The 24,161-nt window shown below is 72.6% G+C and carries 4 protein-coding genes; all 4 read right to left on the reverse strand.

Annotated features, from left to right (window positions below):
• Nucleotides 1-1,572, reverse strand: a 1,572-nt coding sequence (locus tag QTI04_RS34430) for a condensation domain-containing protein (RefSeq protein ID WP_286619556.1), incomplete at its 3' end; no start/stop codon positions are given.
• On the reverse strand, nt 1,569-8,201 hold the full coding sequence (locus tag QTI04_RS34435; RefSeq protein WP_286619557.1) for a non-ribosomal peptide synthetase: 6,633 nt from the start codon (nt 8,199-8,201) through the stop codon (nt 1,569-1,571). The genes QTI04_RS34430 and QTI04_RS34435, both read right to left, overlap by 4 nt.
• Nucleotides 8,198-15,979, reverse strand: a complete 7,782-nt coding sequence (locus QTI04_RS34440) for a type I polyketide synthase (protein WP_286619558.1) — start codon at nt 15,977-15,979, stop codon at nt 8,198-8,200. The genes QTI04_RS34435 and QTI04_RS34440 overlap by 4 nt, the downstream gene beginning before the upstream one ends.
• On the reverse strand, nt 15,976-24,108 hold the full coding sequence (locus QTI04_RS34445) for a non-ribosomal peptide synthetase (RefSeq protein ID WP_286619559.1): 8,133 nt from the start codon (nt 24,106-24,108) through the stop codon (nt 15,976-15,978). Before QTI04_RS34445 ends, QTI04_RS34440 begins: the two co-directional genes overlap by 4 nt.
• Nucleotides 24,109-24,161 lie beyond the last annotated feature (53 nt).

The following is a 24,161-nucleotide window of genomic DNA, read 5'->3' on the forward strand; positions in this document are numbered from 1 at the left end:
CCGAACGGTGCCGAACTCGACCGCCATGGCCTGCGGGGTCCGCTCCGCCTGGCGCGCAACCAGCGGCCCGAGCCCGTCGTCGCGCGGATACGGCCTCGCGCTGTCGTTCCACCCGGCGAGCTGGCGGCGCTCGGCCTCGGTCAACAGCGCCAGGGTCGCGACGTCGGCCTGCGGGTCGGCGGCGATGCCATCGAGCAGCGTCGCGAAGTGGCCGGCCATGCGCGCGATGGTGGCAGCGTCGAACAGGTCGCACGCGTACTCGAACGCGCCGTGCAGCTCGCCGCCCACGGCCGCGGCGTTGAGCAGCAGGTCGAACTTCGCGACCCGGCTGTCGACCTCGAGGCGCGAGAGCGTCAGCCCGGGGAGCTCGAGCGCTTCGTCGGACCCTCCGCCCATCGTGAAGACGACCTGGAACAGCGGGTTGCCGGACCCGTCGCGCTGCGGCGCCATCGCACGCACCACTTCCTCGAACGGCAGGTCCTGGTGGGCGAGTGCCTCCGCGGTGAAGTCGCGCACGCGCCGCAGCACCTCGGCGAACCCCGGGCGGCCCGACAGGTCGCAGCGCAGCACCAGGGTGTTGACGAGCATTCCGACGAGCGGTTCGAACTCGCGGCGGTTGCGGTTGGCCACGGGCGCACCGATCACGATGTCGTGCTGGCCGCTGTACCGCGAGAGCAACACCGCGAACGCGGCCAGCACCGTCATGAATGGCGTCGCGCCCGCGCGCTGTCCGATCTGCTGCAGCGCCGTGGCGGTCGCCGCCCGGACGCTCCACCTGCAGGTCGCGCCGCGCCAGCTCGGCTGGGCCGGCCGCGGACGGTCGGTCGGCAGTTCGAGCGGCGTGAGTCCGGCAAGCCGGTCGGTCCACCACCGGCGCTGTCGCTCGGCGTCTTCCCCGGCGAGCCAGCGCTCCTGCCAGGCCGCGAAATCGCCGTACTGCAGCGCTGGCGGCGCGAGCGGCGACGGCTGGCCAGCGGCGAACGCCGCGTAGAGGCGGCCCAGTTCGTTCACGAGCAGTCCGATCGACCACCCGTCGGCTGCGATGTGATGCAGGACCAGCAGCGCCACATGGTCGTGCGGCGCGAGCCGGAGCAGCCGGACGCGCAGCAGCGGCGCCGTTGCAAGGTCGAACGGCCGCCTCGCCTGCGCGCTCAAGTGCGCGGCAAGCCGTGCCGCCCGGGCGTCGTCCTCGAGGCCGCACAGGTCTTCGCGCTCGAAGTCGAGCGCCGCGTCCGCGTCCGCGGCGCTGCGCACCGCGACATGCGGGCGGCCGTCGAGCGATGCGAACCCGCTGCGCAGCGACGCGTGGCGGCGCACCAGTTCGCCGACCGCGCGACGCAGCGCGTCGTCGTCCAGGCCGCCCGCGATGCGCACCGCACTGCTGATGTTGTAGGCCGGACTGTCGGGCGCGGCCAGCTGGAGGAACCACAGCCGTCGCTGGGCGCGCGACATCGGCGGTGCTTCGCCGTCGCGCCGGTGCGCGGGTGCGGGCACGACGCCAGGCGGCTGCTCCCGTGCGAGCAGCAGGTCCAGCAGCTCGAGGTCGTCGAAAGGCGGGCGCGGTGTGGTCATGGTCGGGAGGCCGTCGCAGAGGCGCGCTGGCCTGCGCGGCTTTCGATCAGGGCCTGCTTCTCGGCCGGCGACATCGCGTGGAGGCGGCGCAGCGCCGAGGCGACGGCGTCGGCGTGGCCATCGGGCAGCGAGGCGCGCACCGCCCCGGCCAGGCCGCGCACATTGCCGGCGCGAAACAGTTGCGGGATCGTCACGTCGCTGCGGAACGTGTCGCGGACGCGGGAGACGATGCGCGTCGCGAGCAAGGAGTCGCCACCGAGTTCGAAGAAGTTGTCGTCGGCGCCGATGCGATCGAGGCCGATGTGCAGCACGTCGGCGAAGAATCCGGCCAAGGCGCGCTCGAGGTCGTCGCGTGGCGTGGCGAACTCGGCGTCGGCCGCGCGGCGACCGTCGTCGACGGCCACGAGCGCTCGGCGGTCGACCTTCAGGTTCGGCGTCATCGGCATGTGCTCGACCATGACGATGCGGGCCGGGACCATGTAGTCGGGCAGCCGCTCGCGGATGAACTCTCGCAGCGCGCGGGGATCCGCGACCGCTGAAGGATCCCAGGGCGTCGCGAACGCGACCAGGTAACGCCTGGACGGCGCGTCATCGCGAACGACCACGATCGCTTCACGCACCTGCGGATGGCCGTTGAGGACGGCCTCGATCTCCCCGGGCTCGATCCGGTAGCCGCGCAGCTTGACCTGCTGGTCGATGCGCCCGACGAATTCGATCGATCCGTCAGGCAGCCAGCGCGCGGCGTCGCCGCTGCGGTACAGCCGTGCGCCGGGCCGGGTGTCGAAGGGATCGGGCACGAAGCGCGCGGCGGTCAGCTCGGGCTGGCCGAGGTAGCCCTCGGCCAGCCCGACCCCCGCGATGCAGAGCTCGCCGGGCACACCGAGCGGCACCGGCTGCAGCTGCCGGTCGAGCAGGTGGATGCGGGTGTTGCCGATCGGCCGTCCGATGGTCGGTGCGCCCTGGTCGGCGCTGCAGCGAGCGGCGCTTGCGAAGATCGTCACCTCGGTCGGTCCGTAGAGGTTGTAGAAGGTGCGCCCGGGCGCCCAGCGCCGCACGACCTCGGCCGGGCAGGGTTCGCCGCCGACGGTGATCAGGCGCAGCGATGGCAGCGCGGCGTCGGGCAGCGCGGCCAGCGCGGTCGGCGGGAACAACACCATGCTGATGCCTTCGCGCTCGAGCGTCGCCAGGAGTGCCGGGCCCGGCAGCAGGTCGTCACGCGCCGCCAGGCACAGCGTCGCACCGTGGCACAGCGCCATCACGATTTCCAGCACCGACGCGTCGAAGCCGAGCGCGGCGAACTGCAGCACCCGGTCGCCGCGGGCGGGCGCGAACAGTCGGCCCAGTTCGAGCGCAATGTTCAGGAGGCCGCGGTGCGGCAGCAATGCCGCCTTGGCGCGGCCGGTCGATCCCGACGTGAAGATCACGTAGGCGTGCGGCCCGGGGGGTGCCGGCGGCGCGGGCGGGCCCACCGGCGTCGGCGCGTCGCACGGCAGCATGTGGCAGCCGGCAAGGCGCCCGAGCAGCGCGCTCTGGGTGAGCACCAGCGTCACCCCGGCATCCTCGAGCATCGCCTGCAGCCGGGACGGCGGGTTGGCCGCGTCGAGCGGAACGTAGACGCCACCGGCCGCGAGGATGCCGAGCAGACCCGCCGGAACATCGCCCGACGGTGCCATGTAGAGCCCGACATGCGTGCCGGTCGTGACGCCGTGCGCGGCGAGCAGGGCCGCGATGCGCTCGACGTCGCGGGCCAGTTGGGCATAGGTCCACTCGCGGCCGCCGAAGCGCACTGCCGGTGCGTCCGGGGCCGCGCCCGCGTGGCGGCGGAACATCGCGAGGACGTTCTCCTCGGAGCCGAACGGTCGCTCGGTGCGGTTGAAGTCGACCCGCAACTGGTGCGCCTCCTCGCTCGACATCAGCGGCAGCAGGCCGATCGGCGTCTCGGGCCGTGCGATGCCGGCGTCGAGCAGCCGCAGGTAGTGGCCGACCATGCGTCGGATGCGTGCCTCGCCGAACAGATCGCTCGCGCAGGTGACGGCGAGTTCGAACGCGTCACCGGTCTCGTGGAAGTCGAACGACAGGTCGAGCTTCGCCGCGGCGAACCCGTCGTCGCACACCGAGACCTCGAGCTCGCCGAGCCGCAGTGCCTGCGCCTGGGCATGCGCCAGGCTCACCGAGACGTCGAACAGCGGCGAGCGACTCATGTCGCGCGGCAGATCGAGTTCTTCGACCAGGCGGTCGAACGGATAGGCCTGGTGCTCGTAGGCCTCGAGCATCGTGTGGCGGACCCGGCCGAGCAGCGATGCGAAGTCTTCATCGGCCTTCAGGCGCACGCGCAGCGCGACGGTGTTGACGAAGAACCCGATCTGCCCGACAAGCTCCGGATGGTCGCGCCCGGCGAGCGGGAAGCCCACGACGATGTCCTCGGCCCCGGTGTAGCGGTGCAGCAGCACTTCGAGCGCGGCGGTGAGCACCATGAACGGCGTCATCGCGTGCCGCAGCGCGCACGCGCCGACGCGCTGCGCCATCGCGGCGTCGATCCTGGTGCGCCAGACGCGCCCGGCGTAGGTCTTGAGCGCCGGCCGTGCCGAGTCGGCCGGCAGGTCAAGCGGTTCGGGCGGCGGCGCCAGCTTCGAGAGCCAGTAGGCGCGGTGCGCCGCGGCCTCGTCGCCGGCGAGCCGCCGGTTCTGCCAGACCGCGAAGTGGCGATACTGCACCGCAGACGGCGCAAGCGATGGCAGCCTTGCAGCGACGCAGGCGTCGTAGCCTGCAGACATCTCGCCGACCAGCACGCCGAGCGAGGCGAGGTCAGCGACGATGTGATGCACGTTGAAGAGCAACAGGTGGCGCTGCGGGGTCAGGTGCACCAGCGTCGCGCGCAGCAGCGGACCGCGCGCCAGGTCGAAGCGCCACGCCGCGTGCTCGATAGCGATTCGGCGTGCCGTCGGTTCGCGGTCCGGGTCACCGCCGAGGTCGATCTCGTGCCAGATCTCACCCCACGGCCACTCGGACGCGTCATGCACGAACTGGCGCGGTTCGCCGTCGACGGCCCGGAAGGTCGTGCGCAGGGCCTCGTGGCGCCGTACCGCCTCGTGCAGCGTGGCGCTCAGCGCGGCGACATCGAGCTCGCCGTCGAGCCACAACGCGGCCGGGAGGTTGTAGGCGCCCGAGCCGTCGAGCATCTGGTCGACGATCCACAGGCGCCTCTGGGCGTGCGCGACCTCGTCGCCTGCGGCGGCGGGCGGGCCCAGGGCCGGCAAGTGCGGCTGCGCCAGCGCGCTGCCGCTGGCTTCACACCGGGCCGCCAGCGCGGCGATCGTCGGATGGTGGAACACGTCGACCAGCGTGAGCGCGACGCCGGTTTCCTGCTGCACCCGCGCGGCGAGCGCCGCCGCCTTCAGGCTGTGGCCGCCCAGGGCGAAGAAATCGGTGTGGACCCCGACCTCGGGCACGGCCAGCACTTGCTGCCACAGCCGGGCGAGCCGGCATTCCCATTCGCTGCGCGGTGGCGCGTCCCCGGCCGCGGGATCGGCGCGCCGGTCGGGCGATGGCAGCGCCCGGCGGTCGATCTTGCCATTCGGTGTCATGGGCAAGGCCGCAACGCGCGCGAATGCCGCGGGGATCATGTACCCGGGAAGCCGGCGCTGCAGATGGTCGCGCAACGCCGCGGCCGGAATCGCCTGGGCATCGCGCTCGTCGCGCCCGACGTACCAGGCAACGAGCGCCGGGTCGCCCGCGGCGTCCGCGCGTGCGTCGACGACGGCCTGTCGGATGGCGGGATGCTCGGCGAGCACGGCCTCGATCTCGCCGAGCTCGATGCGGAAGCCGCGCAGCTTGACCTGCTGGTCGGAGCGGCCGAGGTACTCCAGTTCACCGTCGTCGCGCCAGCGGGCTCTGTCGCCGGCGCGGTACAAGCGCCGCGCCGGGTCCGCGCAAAACGGCGACGCGATGAAGCGCTCGGCCGTCAGTCCGGGTCGGCCGTGGTAGCCGGCGGCCAGCCCCTCGCCGCCGATGTACAGGTCGCCGGGCAGGCCGAGCGGCACCGGTTGCAGCAGCGCGTCGAGCACGTAGAGCTCGGTGTTGGCGATCGGCCGGCCGATCGGCTCGACCGCCTCGGCAAGGGGTTGCGACACTCTGCTCTCGAGCCTTCGGCAGGTCGACCAGATGGTCGTCTCGGTCGGGCCGTACATGTTCCACACCGATGCCGATCGCGCCAGCAGCTGCGCGCCAAGCCGCCCCGGCAGGGCTTCGCCGCCGCACAGGATTTTCAGCCGCGGCTCGCCCTGCCAGCCAGCGGCGAGCAGCATCTGCCAGGTCGCGGGGGTCGCCTGCATCACGGTCGCGCCGGAACTGCGCAACAGCGCGGCGAGCCGTGCCCCATCGGCGGCCTCGTCCTCGGTCGCCAGCACGACCCGCGCGCCGCACAGCAGCGGCAGCAGCAGTTCGAGCGTGGCGATGTCGAAGGACACGGTCGTCACGGCGAGCAGCGTGTCGTCGGCGGCCAGCCCCGGGCGTTGCGCCATCGCGATCAGGCAGTTGACCAGCGAGCGGTGCGTGATCTCGACGCCCTTGGGCCGGCCGGTCGAGCCCGACGTGTAGATCACGTACGCGAGGCTCTCGGGTCGGCCGCCGCGCAGCGGCGGCGCGCTGCTGTCGGCGCCGGGCACCGCGTCCTCGCCGTCCATGTCGAGCCATGCGAGCGTTCCAGCCTGCGCCAGCTCCGGCCGGCCGCCGCGCACGACGAGCAGCCGCACGCCGGCATCCTCGACGATGTAGCCGAGGCGCTCGGACGGGAACGCCGGATCGAGCGGCACGTAGGCCGCGCCGGCCTTCAGGATGCCAAGCAGGCCGACCACCAGGTCCAGCGAGCGCGGGACGTGCAGGCCCACCAGGTCGCCGGGCGCCGCGCCAAGGTGCTGCAGGCGCCGGGCGAGCCAACTCGACTGCAGGTCCAGCTCGCCATACGTCATCGAGCGCTCGCCGCAGACGAGCGCGGTGGCTTCCGAAGCCGCCCGCGCGGTCGTCTCGAACAACTCGACGATCGTGCGCTCGCGCGGGAACGGCGATGCGGTGCGGTTGAATTCGTCGAGCAGCTGCCGCCTCTCGCTTTCGCCGAGCAGGTTCAGGCGGCCGAGCGGCGTGCGCGGGTCGGCCAGGATGCTGTCGATCAACTGCAGGAAGTGCCCGCCCATGCGGCGGATCCTGGGCTCGTCGTAGAGGTCGGTGGCGTATTCGATCGCGAGCACCAGCCCGCCGGGCAGCGCCTTGAAGCAGAAGGTCAGATCGAACTTGCTGGTTTCCGGGTGCTCGAACGCCGCCTCGACGTTCAGCCCGGCGAGCGCGAGCCCCGGCTCGTCCTGGCTCTGCAACACCAGCATGACGTCGAACAGCGGTGACCGGCTCGGATCGCGGCCGACGTTCAGCTCGCCGACCAGACGGTCGAAGGGATACGCCTGATGGTCAAAGGCATGCCGGGTCTGCTCGGCGATCTCGGCGAAGAAGTCGTCAAACCCGACGTCGGCTCGCACGCGCGAGCGCAGCGCCAGCGTGTTCAGGTAGCAGCCCACCTGGTCGGCCAGCCCGGGGTGATCACGCCCGGCCACGACCGTGCCCAGGATGATGTCGTCCTGGCCCGAATAGCGGCCGAGCAGCGCCTTCAGCGCCGCATGCAGCCCCATGAACAGGCTGGCGTTGCGACTGCGGCAGTAGGCCTGCAGCGCGTCGAGCCGCCCGGGCGCGAGCGTGAATGACAGTTCGCGCCCGCGATGGCTGGGCCGCGCCGGGCGCGGGCGGTCGGCCGGCAGGTCCAGCAGCGGCAGTTCGCCCGCGAGACACTCGTGCCAGTGACGGCGGGGTGCCGCCATCGATGCATCGGCATGCAGCCGGTTCTGCCACGCCGCGAAGGCCGGATAGCCGAACTCGAGCGCGGGCAGGCCGTCCGCTCGACCGTCGCGCTCGCTCGCGTACAGGCGCGACAGGTCGCGCGCCAGCACGCCGAGGCTGACGCCGTCGGCGACGATGTGGTGGATCGTGAACAGCAGCACGTGCCGCCCGGCGGCGAGTTCGAGCAGGCAGGCGCGCAGCAGCGGTCCCGAAGCCAGGTCGAACGGCGTGTCGACCTGATCGCGGCCGAGTTGCCGGATCCGTTCGTTCGCTCCGGCACGGTCGCCCAGGCGCTGGAATCCGAGCGTCATCGCCAGGTGCGCATGGACGACCTGGCGCGGCTCGCCGTCCACCAGCGTGAACGTCGTGCGCAGTGCGTCGTGTCGCGCGACCAGCCGCTCGAGCGCCCTCTGCAGCGCCCGCCGGTCGAGCGGCCCGTCCAGGCGCTGGTGCAGCGGGATGTGGTAGGCCGCCGCGCTCTCGGGAAACTGGGCGAGCACCCACAGCCGCCGCTGCGCCGCCGACAGCGCGTAGCTGTCCTGCGGCGGCAGCGGCACGATCGCCGTGGCCGGCTCGGGCCGCAGCAACGCGAGCAGCTCGGCCTTGCGCTGCCCGAGCGCGTCGCGCAGCGCCGGCGTCAGGACGCCCTCGGGAGCGCGCAGCTTGACCTTGTCGGGCACCTCGGGGTCGACCCACAACCTGACCCCGCGCTCGCGCAGGTCGGCGATGAACGTATCGAGCGGCTTCACAGTTCGTGCTCCACCTCGCCTTGGCCGCTCAGTGCAGGCGGGGCCGTCGCGAGGTCGCGCGCCGACTGGCGCAGCTGTTCGATGCGCGACGCGAGGCCCGCCGCGGTCGGGTGCTCGAAGACGCTGCTGAGCGGCAGCTTGACCTGGAACGCCGCGTACAGGCGCGAGGTCACCTGGGCGGCCAGCAGCGAGTCGCCACGCAACTCGAAGAAGTTGTCGTCGACGCCGATCGCCGGGACGCCGAGCAACTCCTCCCAGATCGACACGACGGCAGCCTCGGTGGCGTCGGCCGGGGCGCGGTACGTCGACGCGAGCGCCGGACGAACGTGGCCCGGCGACGCCGGCGCCAGCGAAGGAGCCGGTGCCGGGGGGGTTCGCGTGCCACGGCCAACGAGATCGTCGAACGGTCGCCCGTGGCTTGCCCGCGGCTTCAAAGCCGCATCGGCGCGGCCGGCTGCGATGACGACCTTGCCGATGTGCCGCGCCTGGGCCATGTGCTCGAAGGCCTCGACCAGGTGCTCGATCGCGAAGGCGCGCTGCGGCAGCGGTGGCAGCGCGCGCTGGCGGATCGCCCGCACGACCTGGCGCCAGACGGTGGCGAAGTCGGGCAGGTCCGTGCCGACGTCGATCGCCGTGAACGACAGGTGCTTCTCGAAGGCCGCGAGGCCGAGCGTGGTGTTGCGCAGGATGTCGCGCTTGCCGAGTTCGAGGAAGCGGCCGTAACGCCCGAGCACGCCGAGGCTGGCGGCGATGAAGTCGCCGCCGAGCGAGTTCAGCACCATGTCGACGCCCCGTCCCTGCGTGGCATCGAGCACTTGCGCGGCGAAGTCGAGCGTGCGCGAATCCCAGACACCGGCGATGCCGAGGCTGCGCAGATGGTCGCGCTTCTCGGGCGTGCCGGCCGTCGCATAGATCTCGGCGCCACGCCAGCGCGCTACCTGGACCGCGGCGAGGCCAACGCCTCCCGCGGCCGCGTGGATCAGCACGCGCTCGCCGCGGCGCAGCCGGCCGCGGGTGACCAGCGCGTAGTAGGCGGTGGTGTACGCGGCGGGCAGCGCCGCCGCCTGCTCGACGCTCAGGAAGTCGGGCACCGGGGCGACCGCGTGCGCGGCGGTCGTCGCGAAACGTCCGAGCGCGCGCGGCGCAAAGCCGTAGACCGTGTCGCCCGGGGCGACGCTTTCGACGCCGCGGCCCACCGCGGCCACTTGGCCTGCGCATTCGAGTCCGAACGCCACCTCGCCGCCGGCGGGCTCGGGCAGCAGCCCGAGCGCGTAGAGCACCTCGATGAAGTTCAGCCCGGTCGCCGCGACTTCGATCTCGATCTCGCCGGGGCCCGGCGCCCGCCTGCGGCTCGGGCGCAGTCCGAGCGTCGCCAGCGTGCCCGGGCGTTCGATCTCGACACAGTAGTTGCGCTCGGCCTGCGGCAGCGCTGTGTCTTCGCCATCCGCTGCAGCCCGGAGCTCCCTCATCGTGAAGCCGGTGACCTCGACCAGCACGTGGCCGCCGTCGGGGTCGACGAGGGTCGCGTCATAGCTGCGCTCGCCGGGCCCCGAGCTTGCGCTGGCCCGTGCGTGGCTGGCGACCGCGGCGCCCAGCGGTCGCCAGACGCGCACGCGCCGGTAGCCGAACGGCACGCCGCTCTCGAAGCCGTCGATCATCGACAGGAACCCGGTCGCCATGTCGGCCAGTGCCGGGTGCAGCGTCAGTGACGCGGTCTCGGCGGCGAACGCCGTGGCGAGCCGCAGGGTCGCGAGGCCCTCGCCCCGGCCGATCCGCACCCGCTCGAAGCAGCGCCAGTGCGGCGTGAAGTGCCGCACGCGCTGCGCGAACGCAGCCTCGGACGGGCCGGACGTCGCGTCCCCATCGAGCCGCAGGTCGGCCTCGAGGCAGCGCCGCGCGACCGCGTCCACCTCGCAGGCCGGCGGCGGGCTCGCGTCGAGCAACGCAATCTCGCCGCGCGCATGTTCGAGCCATTCGTCGGTGCCGCCGGCGATCCGGCTCGCGATGAGGAATTCGAAGCCGGCCCCGCGCGGCTTGAGGATCGTGCGCAGCTCGACCGTCGCGTCGTCGTCGACGATGAGCGGTGCGAGGAAGTAGACCTCGTCGAGTTGCATCGGCCGGGGCCCGCCGCCGCAATGCAGCGCGAGCGCCGCGCAGGCCAGCTCCAGATACGCCGTGCCTGGCAGCACTGCGCGGCCGAGCGGCCGGTGCTCGTCGAGCACCCAGTCACCGGCCTCGAGCGACGCGACCCAGGCCTCGAAACCCGGCCCCTCGACGGGATCGGCGTCGAACCACGGATGGACAGCGCCGGGGGGGCGCGCGACCGGCAGCCAGCCCTCGAGCGGATCCGGCGTCACCAGCACCTGTGGCGGGACGTCGTGGCCGAGGATGCGGCGGAAGGCGTCGACGCCGGCACCCGGACGGCCCGACTGGCGCAACGCGTCGACGACCTGCTGCCGGCGAGCCTGCGGCATCCGCGCCTGCTCGATCATCCCGAGCTCCTGCCAAAACCCCCAGTCAATCGAAACCACGGTGGTGCGCCCGCCGCCGCTGCGGGCGCGGTACGCCGCATACGCATCGAGGAACGCGTTTGCGGCGCAGTAGTCCACCTGGCCGATGATCGGCGCCACCGAGGCGAGGCTCGAGCACAGCATCATGAAATCGGGCTCGATGTGGTGCTCCTGCAGCAGCCCGTCCAGGACCAGCAGCCCCTGGGCTTTTGCAGAGAACACGTCGTCGACCTCGGCGCGTGTCTTGGCGTGCACGAGCCCCTGGCCGAGCACGCCGGCGGTGTGGATGACGCCGTCGATGCGCCCGAAGCGCTCCAGCGCGTGCGTGAGCGCCGAGCGCATCTGCGCGGCGTCGGCGACGTCGGCCCGGACCACCATCACCTCGCCACCGAGGCCGCGGATGTCGTGGACGGCCGCGATCGCGGCGCCGACCTTGTCGCCCGCCGCCGGCGCCAGCGGCCGGCGAGCGACGATCAGCCCGGCATCGCTGCCGTGCCGCGCGCCTTCGTCCTGCGGATACGCGGCGACCGCATCGAAGCCACGCTCGCGCATCAACGCTTCCCAGGCCGAAAGCCCGATCAGCGGCGAAGTGCTCCGCCGGGGATCGCCGGCAAAGTGCCACCAGCCCTCGGTGAGACCCCAGACCATCTCGTCCCAGCGACGCAGCCGGGTGGTCTCCACCAGCATCACCTGCCCGCCCGGGGCGAGCAACCGGCGCAGGTGCGCAACGCTCTCGTCGAGGCGCGGCGCGGCATGGACGACGTTGTAGCCGAGCACCAGGTCGAAGCTGCCGTCGGCGAAGCCCTGGGGCGCCGGGTCGAGCGAGATGTCGAACACGCCGAAGCGCATGAAGTCGATCCCGTTGGCCACGGCCTCCTGCTGCGCGCGGCGCACGAAGGTCGGCCCGAGGTCGGTGAAGTGGTAGTCGACCCTGCACGCCGCGGGCACCGCCTTCAGCCCATCGACCACCGCGCGGGTGAGCGTGCCGCCGCCGCCGCCGACTTCGAGGATGCGCAGCGTCCCTGCGCCGGGTCGCGCGGCGAGGTCGGCGACCCGCCGGGCCGCCGTCCGCAGGTAGATGCCGTCGCAGGCGTAGTCCGGCACGTCGCGCCGGCAGGCGTCCATCCAGGCCGGCGTGCCGTCCGGGTAGAGCACCGAGATGGAGGGCACCGCGCCGGCCAGCGCCTGCCGGTAGCGGCCCGCGCAGCCTTCGAGCAGTTCGAGGAGACCGGCGAAGCGCGGATGGTCCGCGACGATGCGGCGACGCAGTTCATCGAGTCGGTCGAAGACCTCGGTGTCGATGAACTCGATGCGCTCGGCGTCCGCGACGATGACGCCGTCCGCCGCCAGCGAAGCGACGAGAAAGTCGAGGAAGCCGCGGAAGCGCGGCACGACGCCGAGTTGGCGCTGCAATGCCTCGCGCTCGCAGCGGCGGCCGTTGTCGAGCGCGACACCGCATTCGGCGAAATAGCGTCCGATCAGCGCCGAGCAGAAGGCATGCAGCCGCTGCTGCAGGCCGCTGTCGGCGTCGATGCCGGCCAGGCGCGCTTCGGAGCGCGCGGCGTCCTCGATCGATCGCACGTGCGCGGCATCGGCCGCATCGATCGGTGCGTCGTGTGCTGCCGTGTCCCTGCGGTCCTGGCGCGGCACGCCTGACGCCCCTTCGGCCTCGGGCGGCAGCCCGGTACGGCCGACGAGCACCAGCCGGGCGCGGACCTCGCGCGCGAGGCAGCGCGCGAGCGCGAGGCCCATCGAGCCGAGGCCGCCGGTGATCAGGTACGTGCCCCGTTCACGCAGCCGCGCGGGCGCTTCGACTGGCGCCGCAAGGCGCAGCGGCGCGAACGCCTGTTCCCAGAGCGTGCCGTCGCGCATCGCGAGCACCGGGGTGGTGGCGGTGGTGGCGGTGGTGGCGGGCCGCTGCAGTTCGGCCAGCAGCAGGTCGACGCCGTGGGCTGGCGGCAGCACCGGATCGATGTCGATGCTGCGGCAGCGGATGCCCGGATACTCCAGCGGCACCACGCGCACCGGCCCGAGCAGCGTCGCCTGCTCCGGGCACGGCAGCGCGTCATCGTCGACCACCTGCTGCATCCGGCTGGAGACCACATCGATCGTCAGGTCGGTCGCGAGGTCGCGGCGGCTTGCCGACTGCACCAGCCGCAGCAGGCAGTGGAAGCCGAGGGCCTGCGCGTCATGCCAGCGATCGGCCGGCGTGCCGTCGAGCGCGGCGGCCGAGAACGACCAGAGGTGGACCACATGGCGCGGGACGAAGGATGCGTCCGCCAGCTCGTCGCACACCCGGTCGAGGTCCTCGGGCCGGTGCGGATCGAGCGTGTAGCGCAGTTCGCCTTCGCGCGCGAACCGGCCGCCGGTGGCCAGTTCGACCACGCGCTGGCCCTGGCCGCGCAGCCGCGCGACGATGCGTTCGCCGAGACCGCAGCGGTCGACGAAGACCAGCCACCCCGCCGGCTCGGCCGGCGTCCCGGTCGCGGCCGGCCGCGCTGCGCGGTGTCTCCACACGGGCACGTGGAACCAGTCCTCGACCGCGCGCTGCGGCGGTGGAAGTTGCACCGGTACGGCCGCCACAGCCGGCTCGGCGGGCGAGGCTCCCGCGGCGGCGTTGTCGGGGAGCGGGTCGACCCAGAACCGACGACGCTCGAAGGGGTAGGTTGGCAACGGCACGCGCCGGCGTGGCTCCCCCGCATGCAGCGCGCCCGACTTGCGCCAGCCGCCCGCCAGCCAGAGCCGGCCGAGTGCATCGACCAGGCACGCCGCGTCGTCGCGCGGATCGTGACGGTGGCGCATCGTCGCGATCGCCGGCGGCGCGGTGGCGCCGGCCTGCCGCCGCAGCAGCGCCGAGAGCGACTGGCCGGGCCCGACCTCGACGTACGCCCGGTCGTCCTGCGCCAGCAGCAGTCCGATGCCTTCGGAGAAGCGCACGGTGCGGCGCAGGTGCTGTGCCCAGTAGTGCGGGTCGGTCGCCTCGGCGGCGGTGAGCCAGCGGCCTGTCAGGTTCGAGACGCAGGGGATCGCAGGCACCTTCAACGGCACCTGACGCAGTCGCTGCACGAAGGGTTCGAGCACCGGCTCCATCGCCTCGGAATGGAACGCGTGCGACGTCGGCAGGCGCCGGCAGCCGGCGCCGCGCGCTTCGAGCCGCGCCTCCAGTGCATCGATCGCCTGCGGGTCGCCGGCGATCACGCACTGCGACGGCGCATTGGCGAGTGCGAGCGCGAGACCCGGTGCCAGCAGCGGCCGCAGCTCCGGCTCGGCGAGTTCGACCGCCAGCATGGCACCGGCGGGCATCCGCTGCATCAGCCGGCCCCGCTCGGCGATCAGGTCCAACGCGTCGTCCCACGACCACACGCCGGCCAGACACGCGGCGACGTATTCGCCGAGGCTGTGACCGATCATTGCCTGCGGCCGGATGTCCCAGCTTTCCAGCAGCCGGGCCAGCGCGTATTCGACCGCGAACAATGCCGGCTGGGCGATGTCGGTGCGGTTGAGTCGCAGCGCGGCCCAGTCCGACTGCTCCGGCCGTGGATGGAGCGCCTCTCGCAGGTCGAACCCCAGACAAGGCAGCAGCCGCTGCGCCGCGCGATCGATCCACTCGCGGTACACCGGCTCCGAGCGGTAGAGGCCCTGCCCCATGCCGGGATAGGGAGTTCCCTGTCCCGGAAACATGAACACCACCGGACGCGGCGCGGTCGGCGCGAGGGGGGCAGGCGCCCCGGTCGACGATGGGGATTCGAGCGCCCGGACGGCGCTGTCGAGGTCGCTGCATGCCACCATCGCACGGTGCGCGAAGTCCTTGCGGCCGACACACAGCGTGTACGCCACATCGGCCAGTGCGAGCCCGGGGTGCGCGCGCAGGTGCGTCGCGAGCCGCGCGCGCTGCGCGTCGAGCGCGGTGCCGGTGCGCGCCGACACGGGCAGCAGCTGCCATGGACGCGACGGTGTGGCCTGCGATGCGGGTGGCGCCTCCTGCAGCACGACATGCGCATTCGTTCCGCCGAGGCCGAACGAGCTGACCGCCGCATGCCGCGGCCGTCCGCCGCCATCCCACGGCGCAAGTCGGGTCGGCACGTAGAACGGACTCGTCTCGAGCTCGAGCGCAGGATTCGGGCGCACGTAGTGAAGGCTCGGCGGGATCTCGGCATGCTCCAGCGCCAGCACGGCCTTGATCAGCCCGGCCACGCCGGCGGCCTCGTCGAGGTGGCCGACATTGGTCTTCACCGAGCCCAGTGCGCAATACCGCGTCGCCTGCGTCCGGGAGCGGAAGGCGCGGGTCAGCGCCTGAACCTCGATCGGATCTCCCATGGGCGTCCCGGTGCCGTGGGCCTCGACGTAGCCGAGCGCGGCCGGGTCGATGCCGGCCACGGCGAGCGCCTCGCCGATGACCGCTGCCTGGCCGTCGACGCTCGGCGCGGTGAAGCCCACCTTGTTGCCGCCGTCGTTGTTGACCGCCGAGCCGAGGATCACCGCGCGGATCGCATCGCCGTCGGCGACCGCGTCGGCGTAGCGTTTGAGCACGACGATGCCGGCGCCGTTGCCGCTCACCGTGCCCTGCGCGTCGGCATCGAACGCGCGACAGTGGCCATCGGGTGACAGGATGCCGTTTGGCGCATACAGGTATCCATGCTGCTGCGGCACCTGGATACCGACGCCACCGGCCAGCGCGATGTCGCACTGGCCGTCGATCAGGCTCTGGCACGCCAGGTGCACTGCAACCAGTGACGACGAGCACGCGGTGTTGACGTTGATGCTCGGTCCGCGCAGCCGCAGCTTGTACGAGACCCGCAGCGGCACGTAGTCCTTGTTGTTTCCGAGTTGCAAGGCCAGGGCGCCAGCCGAGCGGATCACGTCGGGACGGCGCAGCAGGCAGCCGAGCAGGTAGGTGCTGAGCCCCGCGCCGGCATAGATGCCGATCTGGCCGTCGTGGCGTTCCGCGTCGTACCCGCTGTTCTCGAGGGCTTCCCACGCGCACTCGAGGAAGATGCGGTGCTGCGGGTCGGTCAGTTCGGCCTCGCGCGGCGTGAAGCCGAAGAAGTCGGCATCGAACAGCTCGACCCCGTCCAGCGGCGCGCTGGCCGGGACGTAGAGCGGATCGTCGAGCAGCTCGGCCGCGACGCCCTGCGCCGCCAGTTCCTCGCGGCCGTGAAATCGCACCGACTCGACGCCGTTGCGCAGGTTGTCCCAGAACTGGGCGACATCGGTCGCGCCGGGGAAACGGCCGGCCATGCCGATGACCGCGATGGCGTCGTCGTTCATGATCGATCTCCGGGATCGGCGCCCAGGGGCCCGCTCGGCGCCGCGAAGGCATCGGACAGCGACGGTGTGGCCGACCGTTTCCTGCCCGCGCGCGCGGCCTTGCGCTGCTCGCCGCGTTCGCGGCCCGGCGGCGCGCCCGATGCCGGCGCTGCCCCGGTCTCGCCGCCGCCGAGGCGGGCGGCCAGCACGGCAACGGTCGGGTACTGGAACAGCCAGAGCGCGGGCACATCGCGCTGCAGACTCTCGCGCAGCCGGCGCTGCAGCTGGATCAGCAGCAGCGAATTGGCCCCGGCGTCGAAGAAGTTGTCGTCGCGTCCGATCTTCGACCCGCCGACGACCTCGTCGAACAGCGCGGCGACCGTGCGTTCGAGCTCACCCTGTGGTGGTGCGCCCGTGGCCGCGAGCGGCGCATGGCCGCCGGCCAGGTCCAGCTTCAGCAGTGCGTCGCGATCGAGCTTGCCGTTGGCGGTGAGCGTGAGACGCTCGACGTCGATGAACGCCGCGGGAACCATGTAGTCCGGCAGCTGCGCCTGCAGGTGGCGACGCAGCGCGTCGGCGCTTGCCTGCGCGCCAGGGGCGGTGACGACGTAGGCCCGGAGGTGCCTGCGCTCGCCGTCACCGTGCGGCAGCACGACCGCCTCGCGCACGCCCGGGTGCGCGGCAAGCAGCACCTCGATCTCGCCGGGTTCGACACGAAAGCCGCGGATTTGCACCTGCTGGTCGATGCGGCCCAGGTACTCGATCTCACCGTCGACGAGCCGCCGCCCCAGGTCGCCCGACCGGTACAGCCGCGCCTGCCCGTGGCGATGGGACGCAGGGTCGAAGGGATCGGGGATGAACCGCTCGGCGGTCAGCTCGGGCCGGTTCAGGTAGCCGCGCGCGACGCCGGGGCCGCCGACGTGGATTTCGCCGGCCACGCCGACCGGCACCGGCTGCAGGTGCCGGTCGAGCAACAGCAGCTTCAGGTCCGGCAGCGCTCGTCCGATGCAGCTGCCGGGGCGTTCCAGGTCGGCGGCGGTGAGCACGCGATGCGTGACATGCACCGTGGTTTCGGTGATGCCATACATGTTGACGAGCCGCGGCACCTGGTCGCCGTGGCGCGCGAACCACGGCCGCAAGGACTGCACGTCGAGCGCTTCGCCGCCAAAGACGACGTGCCGCAGCGCGAGGCCGGGTCCGCAAGGGGCGTCGGCGTCGGCGTGGATCAGCTGGCGAAACGCCGACGGCGTCTGGCTCAGCATCGTGACGCGCTCGCGTGCGAGCAGCGCCCGGAAGGCCTCGGGCGCCCGACTCACCGCCTGCGGCACGACCACCAGCCGCGCGCCGTGAAGCAGGGCACCCCACAGCTCCCAGACCGAGAAGTCGAACGCGCACGAGTGGAACAGCGTCCACACGTCCTGGTCGTCGAAGCCGAACAGCGCTCGACTCGTCGTGAACAGGCGCACGACGTTGCGATGGGTGACCGCGACGCCCTTGGGCCGGCCGGTCGATCCCGAGGTGTAGATCACATAGGCCAGATCGTCGGGCGCGGGCGCGGCGGCCGGCGAAGACCGGGCGGCGGCCGCGGCCCCGTCTTCATCGTCGTCATCGTCGTCGAGGCAGACGAGCGTGGCGCCGGCCCCGGCGAAACCGGGCGCGAGGCCGCGTCGCGTCACCACGAGGCCTGCCCCGGCGTCATCGAGCATGAACGAGCGGCGCTCGGCGGGCAGCGCGGCGTCGAGCGGCACGTAGGCGCCGCCGGCCTTGAGCACCGCGATCAGGGCGACGACCAGCTCGATCGAGCGCGGCAGGCAGACACCCACGCGCAGGTCGCGACCGACGCCGAGACCGCGCAGCCGGTCGGCGAGGCGCCCCGCGCGCGCATCGAGTTCACCGTAGGTCAGCGCGTGCCTCGGCCCGGCTTCACCCGGCGCCCGTTCGGGCGCGGTTTCGGGCCAGACCAGCGCGACGCGGTGCGGATCGCGCCTCGCCTGTTGCTCGAACAGCGATACCAGCGTGTCGGCCGAGGGCGCGGCGACGGCGCGCGGCCGGTCGCCCGCGAGCAGTTGACGCCGCTCGGCCGCCGGCAGCATCGGCAGTCGCGCGACCGGCATCGTCGCATCGGCGATGACACTCTCCACGAGGGTTCGCAGATGGCCGGCCAGCTGCTCGATCCGGCCCGACAGGAACAGGTCGGGGCTGTAGGTCAGGTCGATCAGCAGCGCGCCGTCGCGTTCTTCGAACGTGAACGACAGGTCGAACTTGGCGACCTCGTAATCGGTGACGAACGCGCTCACAGCGAGTCCCTCGGGAGCCTGGGTCGGCGCGGCAGCGTTCTGCATCACGACCACGACGTCGAACATCGGCGCGCGGCCGATGTCGCGCGCGACGTCGAGTTCGTCCACGAGGCGGTCGAACGGATAGGCCTGGTGCTCGTAGGCCTCGGTGGCGGCGTCGCGCACCGCGTCGAGCAACTCGACGAACGGCGCCTCGCCATCGACCCGCAAGCGCAGCGGCAGCAGGTTGACGTAGAAGCCGACCTGGCCTTCGAGGTCGGGATGGTCGCGCCCGGCGATCGGGAATCCGAGCATCAGCTCGTCCTGCCCGGTGTGGCGATGCAGCAGGGTCTGGACCAGTGCGACCAGCACCATGAACAGGCTCGCGTGGCGCGCGCGCGCAAGCGCGGCAAGTGCCGTCGCCTGCCGTGCTTCGAGGCGGCTCGCGACCGAGCGGCCGCGCTGCGTGCGCACCGGCGGGCGCGGCAGGTCGGTTGCAAGGTCGAGCACCGGCAGTTGGCCGGCCAGGCGCGCGTGCCAGTAGGCGCGGTGCGCCGCCGCAGCGTCGCTGCTCAGGTAGTCCAGCTGCCAGCACGCATAGTCGCGGTACTGCAACGCGAGCGGCGGCAGGAGGGTGCGCTCGCCGTGCAGGTGCGATGCGTACAGCTGCACGAATTCGCGCGCCATGACGCCAAGACTCCAGTCGTCCGAGGCGATGTGGTGCATCGTCAGCAGCAGCACGTGGCGCGCGTCGCCGACGCGCAGCAGCGACGCGCGCACCGCACCGCGTTCCAGGTCGAACGGCGTCATCGCGTCGGCCAGCGCGAGGCGCCGTGCGGCCGCTTCGGGGTCGGGGTCGCGTCGCAGGTCGGTCACGGCGAGCGTGGCCGCTCCGGGCGGGACGACGCGCTGGCGCGGCGCGTTGTCGACGACCACGAACACCGTGCGCAGCGACTCGTGGCGTTCGAGCAGCTGCGCGTACGCGCGCTCGAACGCCCCGGCGTCGAGCGGCCCGTCGAACCGCAGGGCCAGCGGCAGGTTGTACGCGGGCGACGCGCCGTCGAGCTGCGACAGGACCCACAGGCGCCGCTGCGCGTGCGACAACGGATGGTGATCCGCATCGGGCACCTTCGGGATCGCGGCGGACCTCGCCGGATGGGCCGGCTGCGCCGAGCGCAGCCGCGACGCCAGCTCGGCGATCGTCGGATGGGCGAACAGTTCGCGCAGGGCGACCTCGACGCCGCATTCACGCTGGATGCGGCTCATCACCTGGGTCGCCTTCAGGCTGTGGCCGCCCAGTTCGAAGAAGTTGTCATGGATGCCGACCTGCGCCAGCCCGAGCACCTCGGCCCATAGGGCCGCGAGCACCTGCTCCTCGCGGTCGCGTGGCAACGCAGACGCGTCGGGCGCCGCACCGTCGCCTGCGCTCGGCGCCGGCAGCGCTGCGCGGTCGACCTTTCCGACCGGCGTCAACGGCAGTGCGGGCAGCATGACGAACGACGCCGGCACCATGTAGTGCGGCAGCCGTTCCTGCAGGAACTCGCGCAGCGCTGGCGCGAGCCGTCGGCCGAGCTTCTCGTAAAGCGGTGCGTTCGCGTAGCGGCTCCACGGCCGCAAGGCGCTCTCGCACAGGGGCCACGCCACCGGCGCCAGCCCGGGCGCGTCGGCGGGCGCATCGCCGCTCGGGCGCAGCACCGCGTCGTAGCTGCCATCGGGATGGCCGCCGGCGAGGCTCAGGTCGACCTGCACGCCGCATTCGCGGCCGAGCCGCCACAACGCCTCGGGCTCGATGCCCGTTGCGGGTGCAGCGGCCACCTGCGCGCGCAGCTCGGCAGCCTCGGCATCGGCACGGCCGCGCAGCACCGCGTCCGCCGCGGCGAGGGCCTCGGCCGTGCGCGGGTTCGCGATGCGCCGCAACGCGATCGCCGCGGGCCGCTCCGTGCGCCAGCGCCGGGCCAGGTCATCGATGCCGGGCCGCTCGCGCAGCCAGTCCACCCACGGCATGGCCGCCGCGGGCCTGCGCGCCCCGCCAGCGGCGGTGCGGATCAGCACGTCGTAGCGCAAGCGCGTCATTTCGTTGTGCAGCGAGCCGCGCTTCGGCAGGATCTGCACCTCGCTGATCGACGCATGGCGCTGCTTCAGCGCCTCGAAGAAACCCGGATCGACGGCCAGCTCCTGCTCCTGCGCGAGGCGCTGGCGCACGCGCTGCGCAATGGCGGCGGCGAGCTCACCCGGCGCCGCCTTGTGGAGCTGGACCGAGGCGTGGAACGCTTCGAGCAGCGGCAGGCTGCGCACGTCGCCGACGAACACCGAGCCGCCCGGGGCCAGCACGTGGCTGAAGACGTGATCGAGCACGTCGAGCAGGTAGTCGATGCTCGGAAAGTACTGCACGACCGACGGCAGCGCGACCGTGTCGACGCTGCCGGGCGCGGTCGCGGCGCCGTCGTCGGCGCGCTGGCACGACAGTGCCGCGCGTTCCAGTCCCGGGATCCGCGCCTGCAGTGCGCACGACGCCTGCAGCTCGCGCAGCCTGCGGATGGCCTGCGTCGACAGGTCGATGCCGCTGTACGACGCGCAGTGGGGCAGCAACGCGAACATCACGAGCCCGCTGCCGCAGCCGATCTCGAGCACGCGCCCTGGGCCGAGCGAGCGGATGCGCTCGACCGTGAAGGCGACGTACTCGCGCATCTCGGCCTCGGGCAGCGGCCGTCCGGTGTAGTTGCTGTCCCAGCCGACCACGTTGAAGGTCGGGTCGCCCGCCGACGGCTCACCGCCGTAGCTGTCCTCGTGCAGGTCCTGCCACAGTCCGACCTGCAGGCGCTGCAGTTCGCCGAGCGCGCTGCGCACCGTGGCCGATTGCGTGTCAGGCACGATGCAGGCGACCAGCCGGGCGTCGCCGCTGGCGGCGCCGTGGACCACGACCGCGGCCTGGCCGATCGCCGAATGCTTGGCGAGCAGCGCCTCGATCTCGCCGAGCTCGATGCGAAACCCGCGCAGCTTGACCTGATGGTCGATGCGTTCCAGGCATTCGAGGGCGCCGTCGGCGAGCCAGCGGCCGCGGTCGCCGGTGCGGTAGAGCACCTCGCCGCGGCCGGGCGCGGCGTAGGGATTGGCGACGAAGCTCTCGCGGGTGCGCGCCTCGTTGCCCCAGTAGCCGGCGCCCACGCCCACGCCCGAGACGCAGATCTCGCCGGGCACGCCCAACGGCACCAGTCGCAGGCGGGCGTCGAGCACGTAGAGCGTCAGGTTCGGCAGCGGCCTGCCGATCGGCACCGTGCGGCGATCGCCAGCGGGCGGCCGGTCGAGCACCGCTTGGCAGACATCGTCGGCGGCCTCGGTCGGGCCATAGGCGTTCACCAGGATCGCGCCCGGATAGGTGGCCCGCCACTGGTCGACGAGCGCCGGGGTCGCCGCCTCGCCGGTGACCATCGCCGTCGTGAGCCGAGGCAGCGCTCGCTCGGCGGCGGGAAGCGCCACCGCATGGTCGAGCAGCGCCTTCATGGCCGCTGGCACGAGTTCGATCAGCGTGACACCCTCGGCGCGGATCGCCGCGTGCAGCGCCGCCGCGTCGCACACCGTTTCGTAGTCCGCAATGACCGTTCGCGCGCCGATCAGCAGCGGCCCGAGGAACTGCCAGACCGAGATGTCCGACGACGACGGTGCGCTCTGCAGCAACACGGTGTCGCGGTCCAGGCCGAGCAGCTCGGCTTCGGCGCAGACATGGTTGATGGCGCCGTCGTGGCGCACCATGGCGCCCTTCGGCAGCCCGGTCGATCCCGACGTGTAGAGCATGTACGCGAGGTCACGTCCGCTGCCGCGGCGCGCAGGCGGTGCCGCGGGCTCGTCGAGATCATCCCCGGCGTCGAGCCGCAGCACGCGCACGGCGTGGGCCAGTGGCGGAAGCTGCGCCAGCCGCGCGCTGCGCGCGACGAGCACCGGCGCGCGGCTGTCGGCCAGCATGTGGGCGATCCGCCCGGGCGGATAGCTCGGGTCGATCGGGACGAAGGCCGCGCCGACCTTGAGCACGCCGAGCATGGCGGCGAGCAGGTCGATGCCGCGGTCGTCCAGGAGCGCGACGAATTCGCCTGGCGCGAGGCCCAGGCCCAGCAGCCGGTGCGCGAGGCGGTTGGCGCAGGTGTCGAGTTCGCGGTAGGTGATCGAGCGGCCGCGGTGGGTCGCGGCGATGCGCCCGGGGTCCCGCGCCGCCTGCTCGGCGACCAGGTCGTGCAGCGTACGCTCGACCGGGTAGCGACGCAGCGCACCGGTGCCGGTCGCAAGGAGGGCACGTTCGTCGTCGTCGGTGAGCCAGGCCAGGTCGGCGATCGGGCGCGCCGGATCGGCGGCGATCGACGCGAGCAGCGTGCGCAAGTGGCCCAGCATGCGCAGCGCGCTCGCCTCGTCGTGCAGGTCGAGGTTGTATTCGAGCAGGCACACGAGCGCCCCGTCGGCTTCCCACATGTCGAGCACCAGGTCGAACAGCGCCGACTGGTGGCGCGTGGGCAGCAGCTCGGCTGACAGCCCCGCCAGCTGGAGGCGGCCGATCGGCGCGTTCTGCAGTGCGAACATCACCTGGAACAGCGGGTTCAGGCTCAGGTCGCGTTCGGGCTGCAACTCGTCGACCAGCCGCTCGAACGGCAGGTCCTGGTGGGCATAGGCATCGAGCGCGGTGCGCCGCACGCGCGCCAGCAGTTCCTCGAATGTCGGGTTGCCGGCGAGATCGACGCGCAGCGCCAGCGTGTTGACGAAGAATCCGACCAGCGGCTCGGTCTCACCGCGGGTGCGGTTGGCGATCGGCGAGCCGATCACCAGATCGGACTGGCCGCTGTAGCGGTGCAGCAGGGTGGCGAACGCGGCCAGCAGAGTCATGAAAAGGGTCGACCCGGTGCGCTGGCCCAGGCGGCGCAACGCTTCGGCCAGCGTCGCGTCGATCGCCGTCTGGACGCTGCTGCCACGGTACGACTGCGCCGATGGCCTCGGCCGGTCGGTCGGCAGGTCGAGCGCCGGCGGAGCGTCGGCGAGGCGCTGCTTCCAGTAGGCGAGCTGGGCGTGCAGCAGGTCGCCCTGCAGCCGGTCGCGCTGCCAGGCTGCGAAGTCGCTGTACTGGATGGGCAGCGTGGCGAGCGCGGCGGCTTGCGCGTCGCCACGGTGGCGGTAGAGCGGCTCCAGCTCGCGCACCAGCACCCCGAGCGACCAGCCGTCGGCCACGATGTGGTGCATCGTGAACAGCAGCACGTGCTCGTCGGGTGCGAGCCGCACGAGCCGCGTGCGCAGCAAGGGACCGCGCGCGAGGTCGAACGGCTCGCGGCCCTCGGCGACGATCAGCCGCTCGGCCTCGGCGGTGCGTTGGGCGGCCGGCATTGCCGCCAGGTCGATCACCGGCAGCGCGAGCGTCGCCGTTGCCACCGCGGCAATGCGTGGTGCGGGCCGGCCGTCGGTGGCCGGGAATGTGGTGCGCAGCACTTCATGGCGCTGCACGATCGCGTCGATGCTGCCTGCGAGCGCCGCGACGTCGAGAGGCCCGGTGAGGCGCAGCGCAATCGGGACGTTGTAGAACGGGTTGCCGGGCTCGAGCTGGTCGAGGAACCACAACCGCTCCTGCGCGAACGAGAGCACTGCTGGCGTGCCGGGCGGCGCGCGATGGATCCCCGGGACGGCGGCGCTGGGGGTCGGCCGCACTGCGGCGTCGACATGGCGCGCCAGGCCGGCGACCGTCGGCGACTCGAACAGGGCGCGCAGCGCCAGCTCGACACCGAGCGCTTCGCGCAGGCGCGAGACGACCTGGGTCGCGAGCAGCGAATGGCCGCCGAGGTCGAAGAAGTTGTCCTCGCGCCCGATGCGTGCGCGCCCGAGCACCTGCTGCCAGACCTGCGCGATGCAGGCCTCGCGCTCGCCCTGCGGCGCGGCGAAGCCGGTGGCGCCCTCTTCGC

The sequence above is a fragment of the Variovorax sp. J22R115 genome (genome assembly GCF_030317005.1).
GTDB lineage: Bacteria > Pseudomonadota > Gammaproteobacteria > Burkholderiales > Burkholderiaceae_C > Variovorax.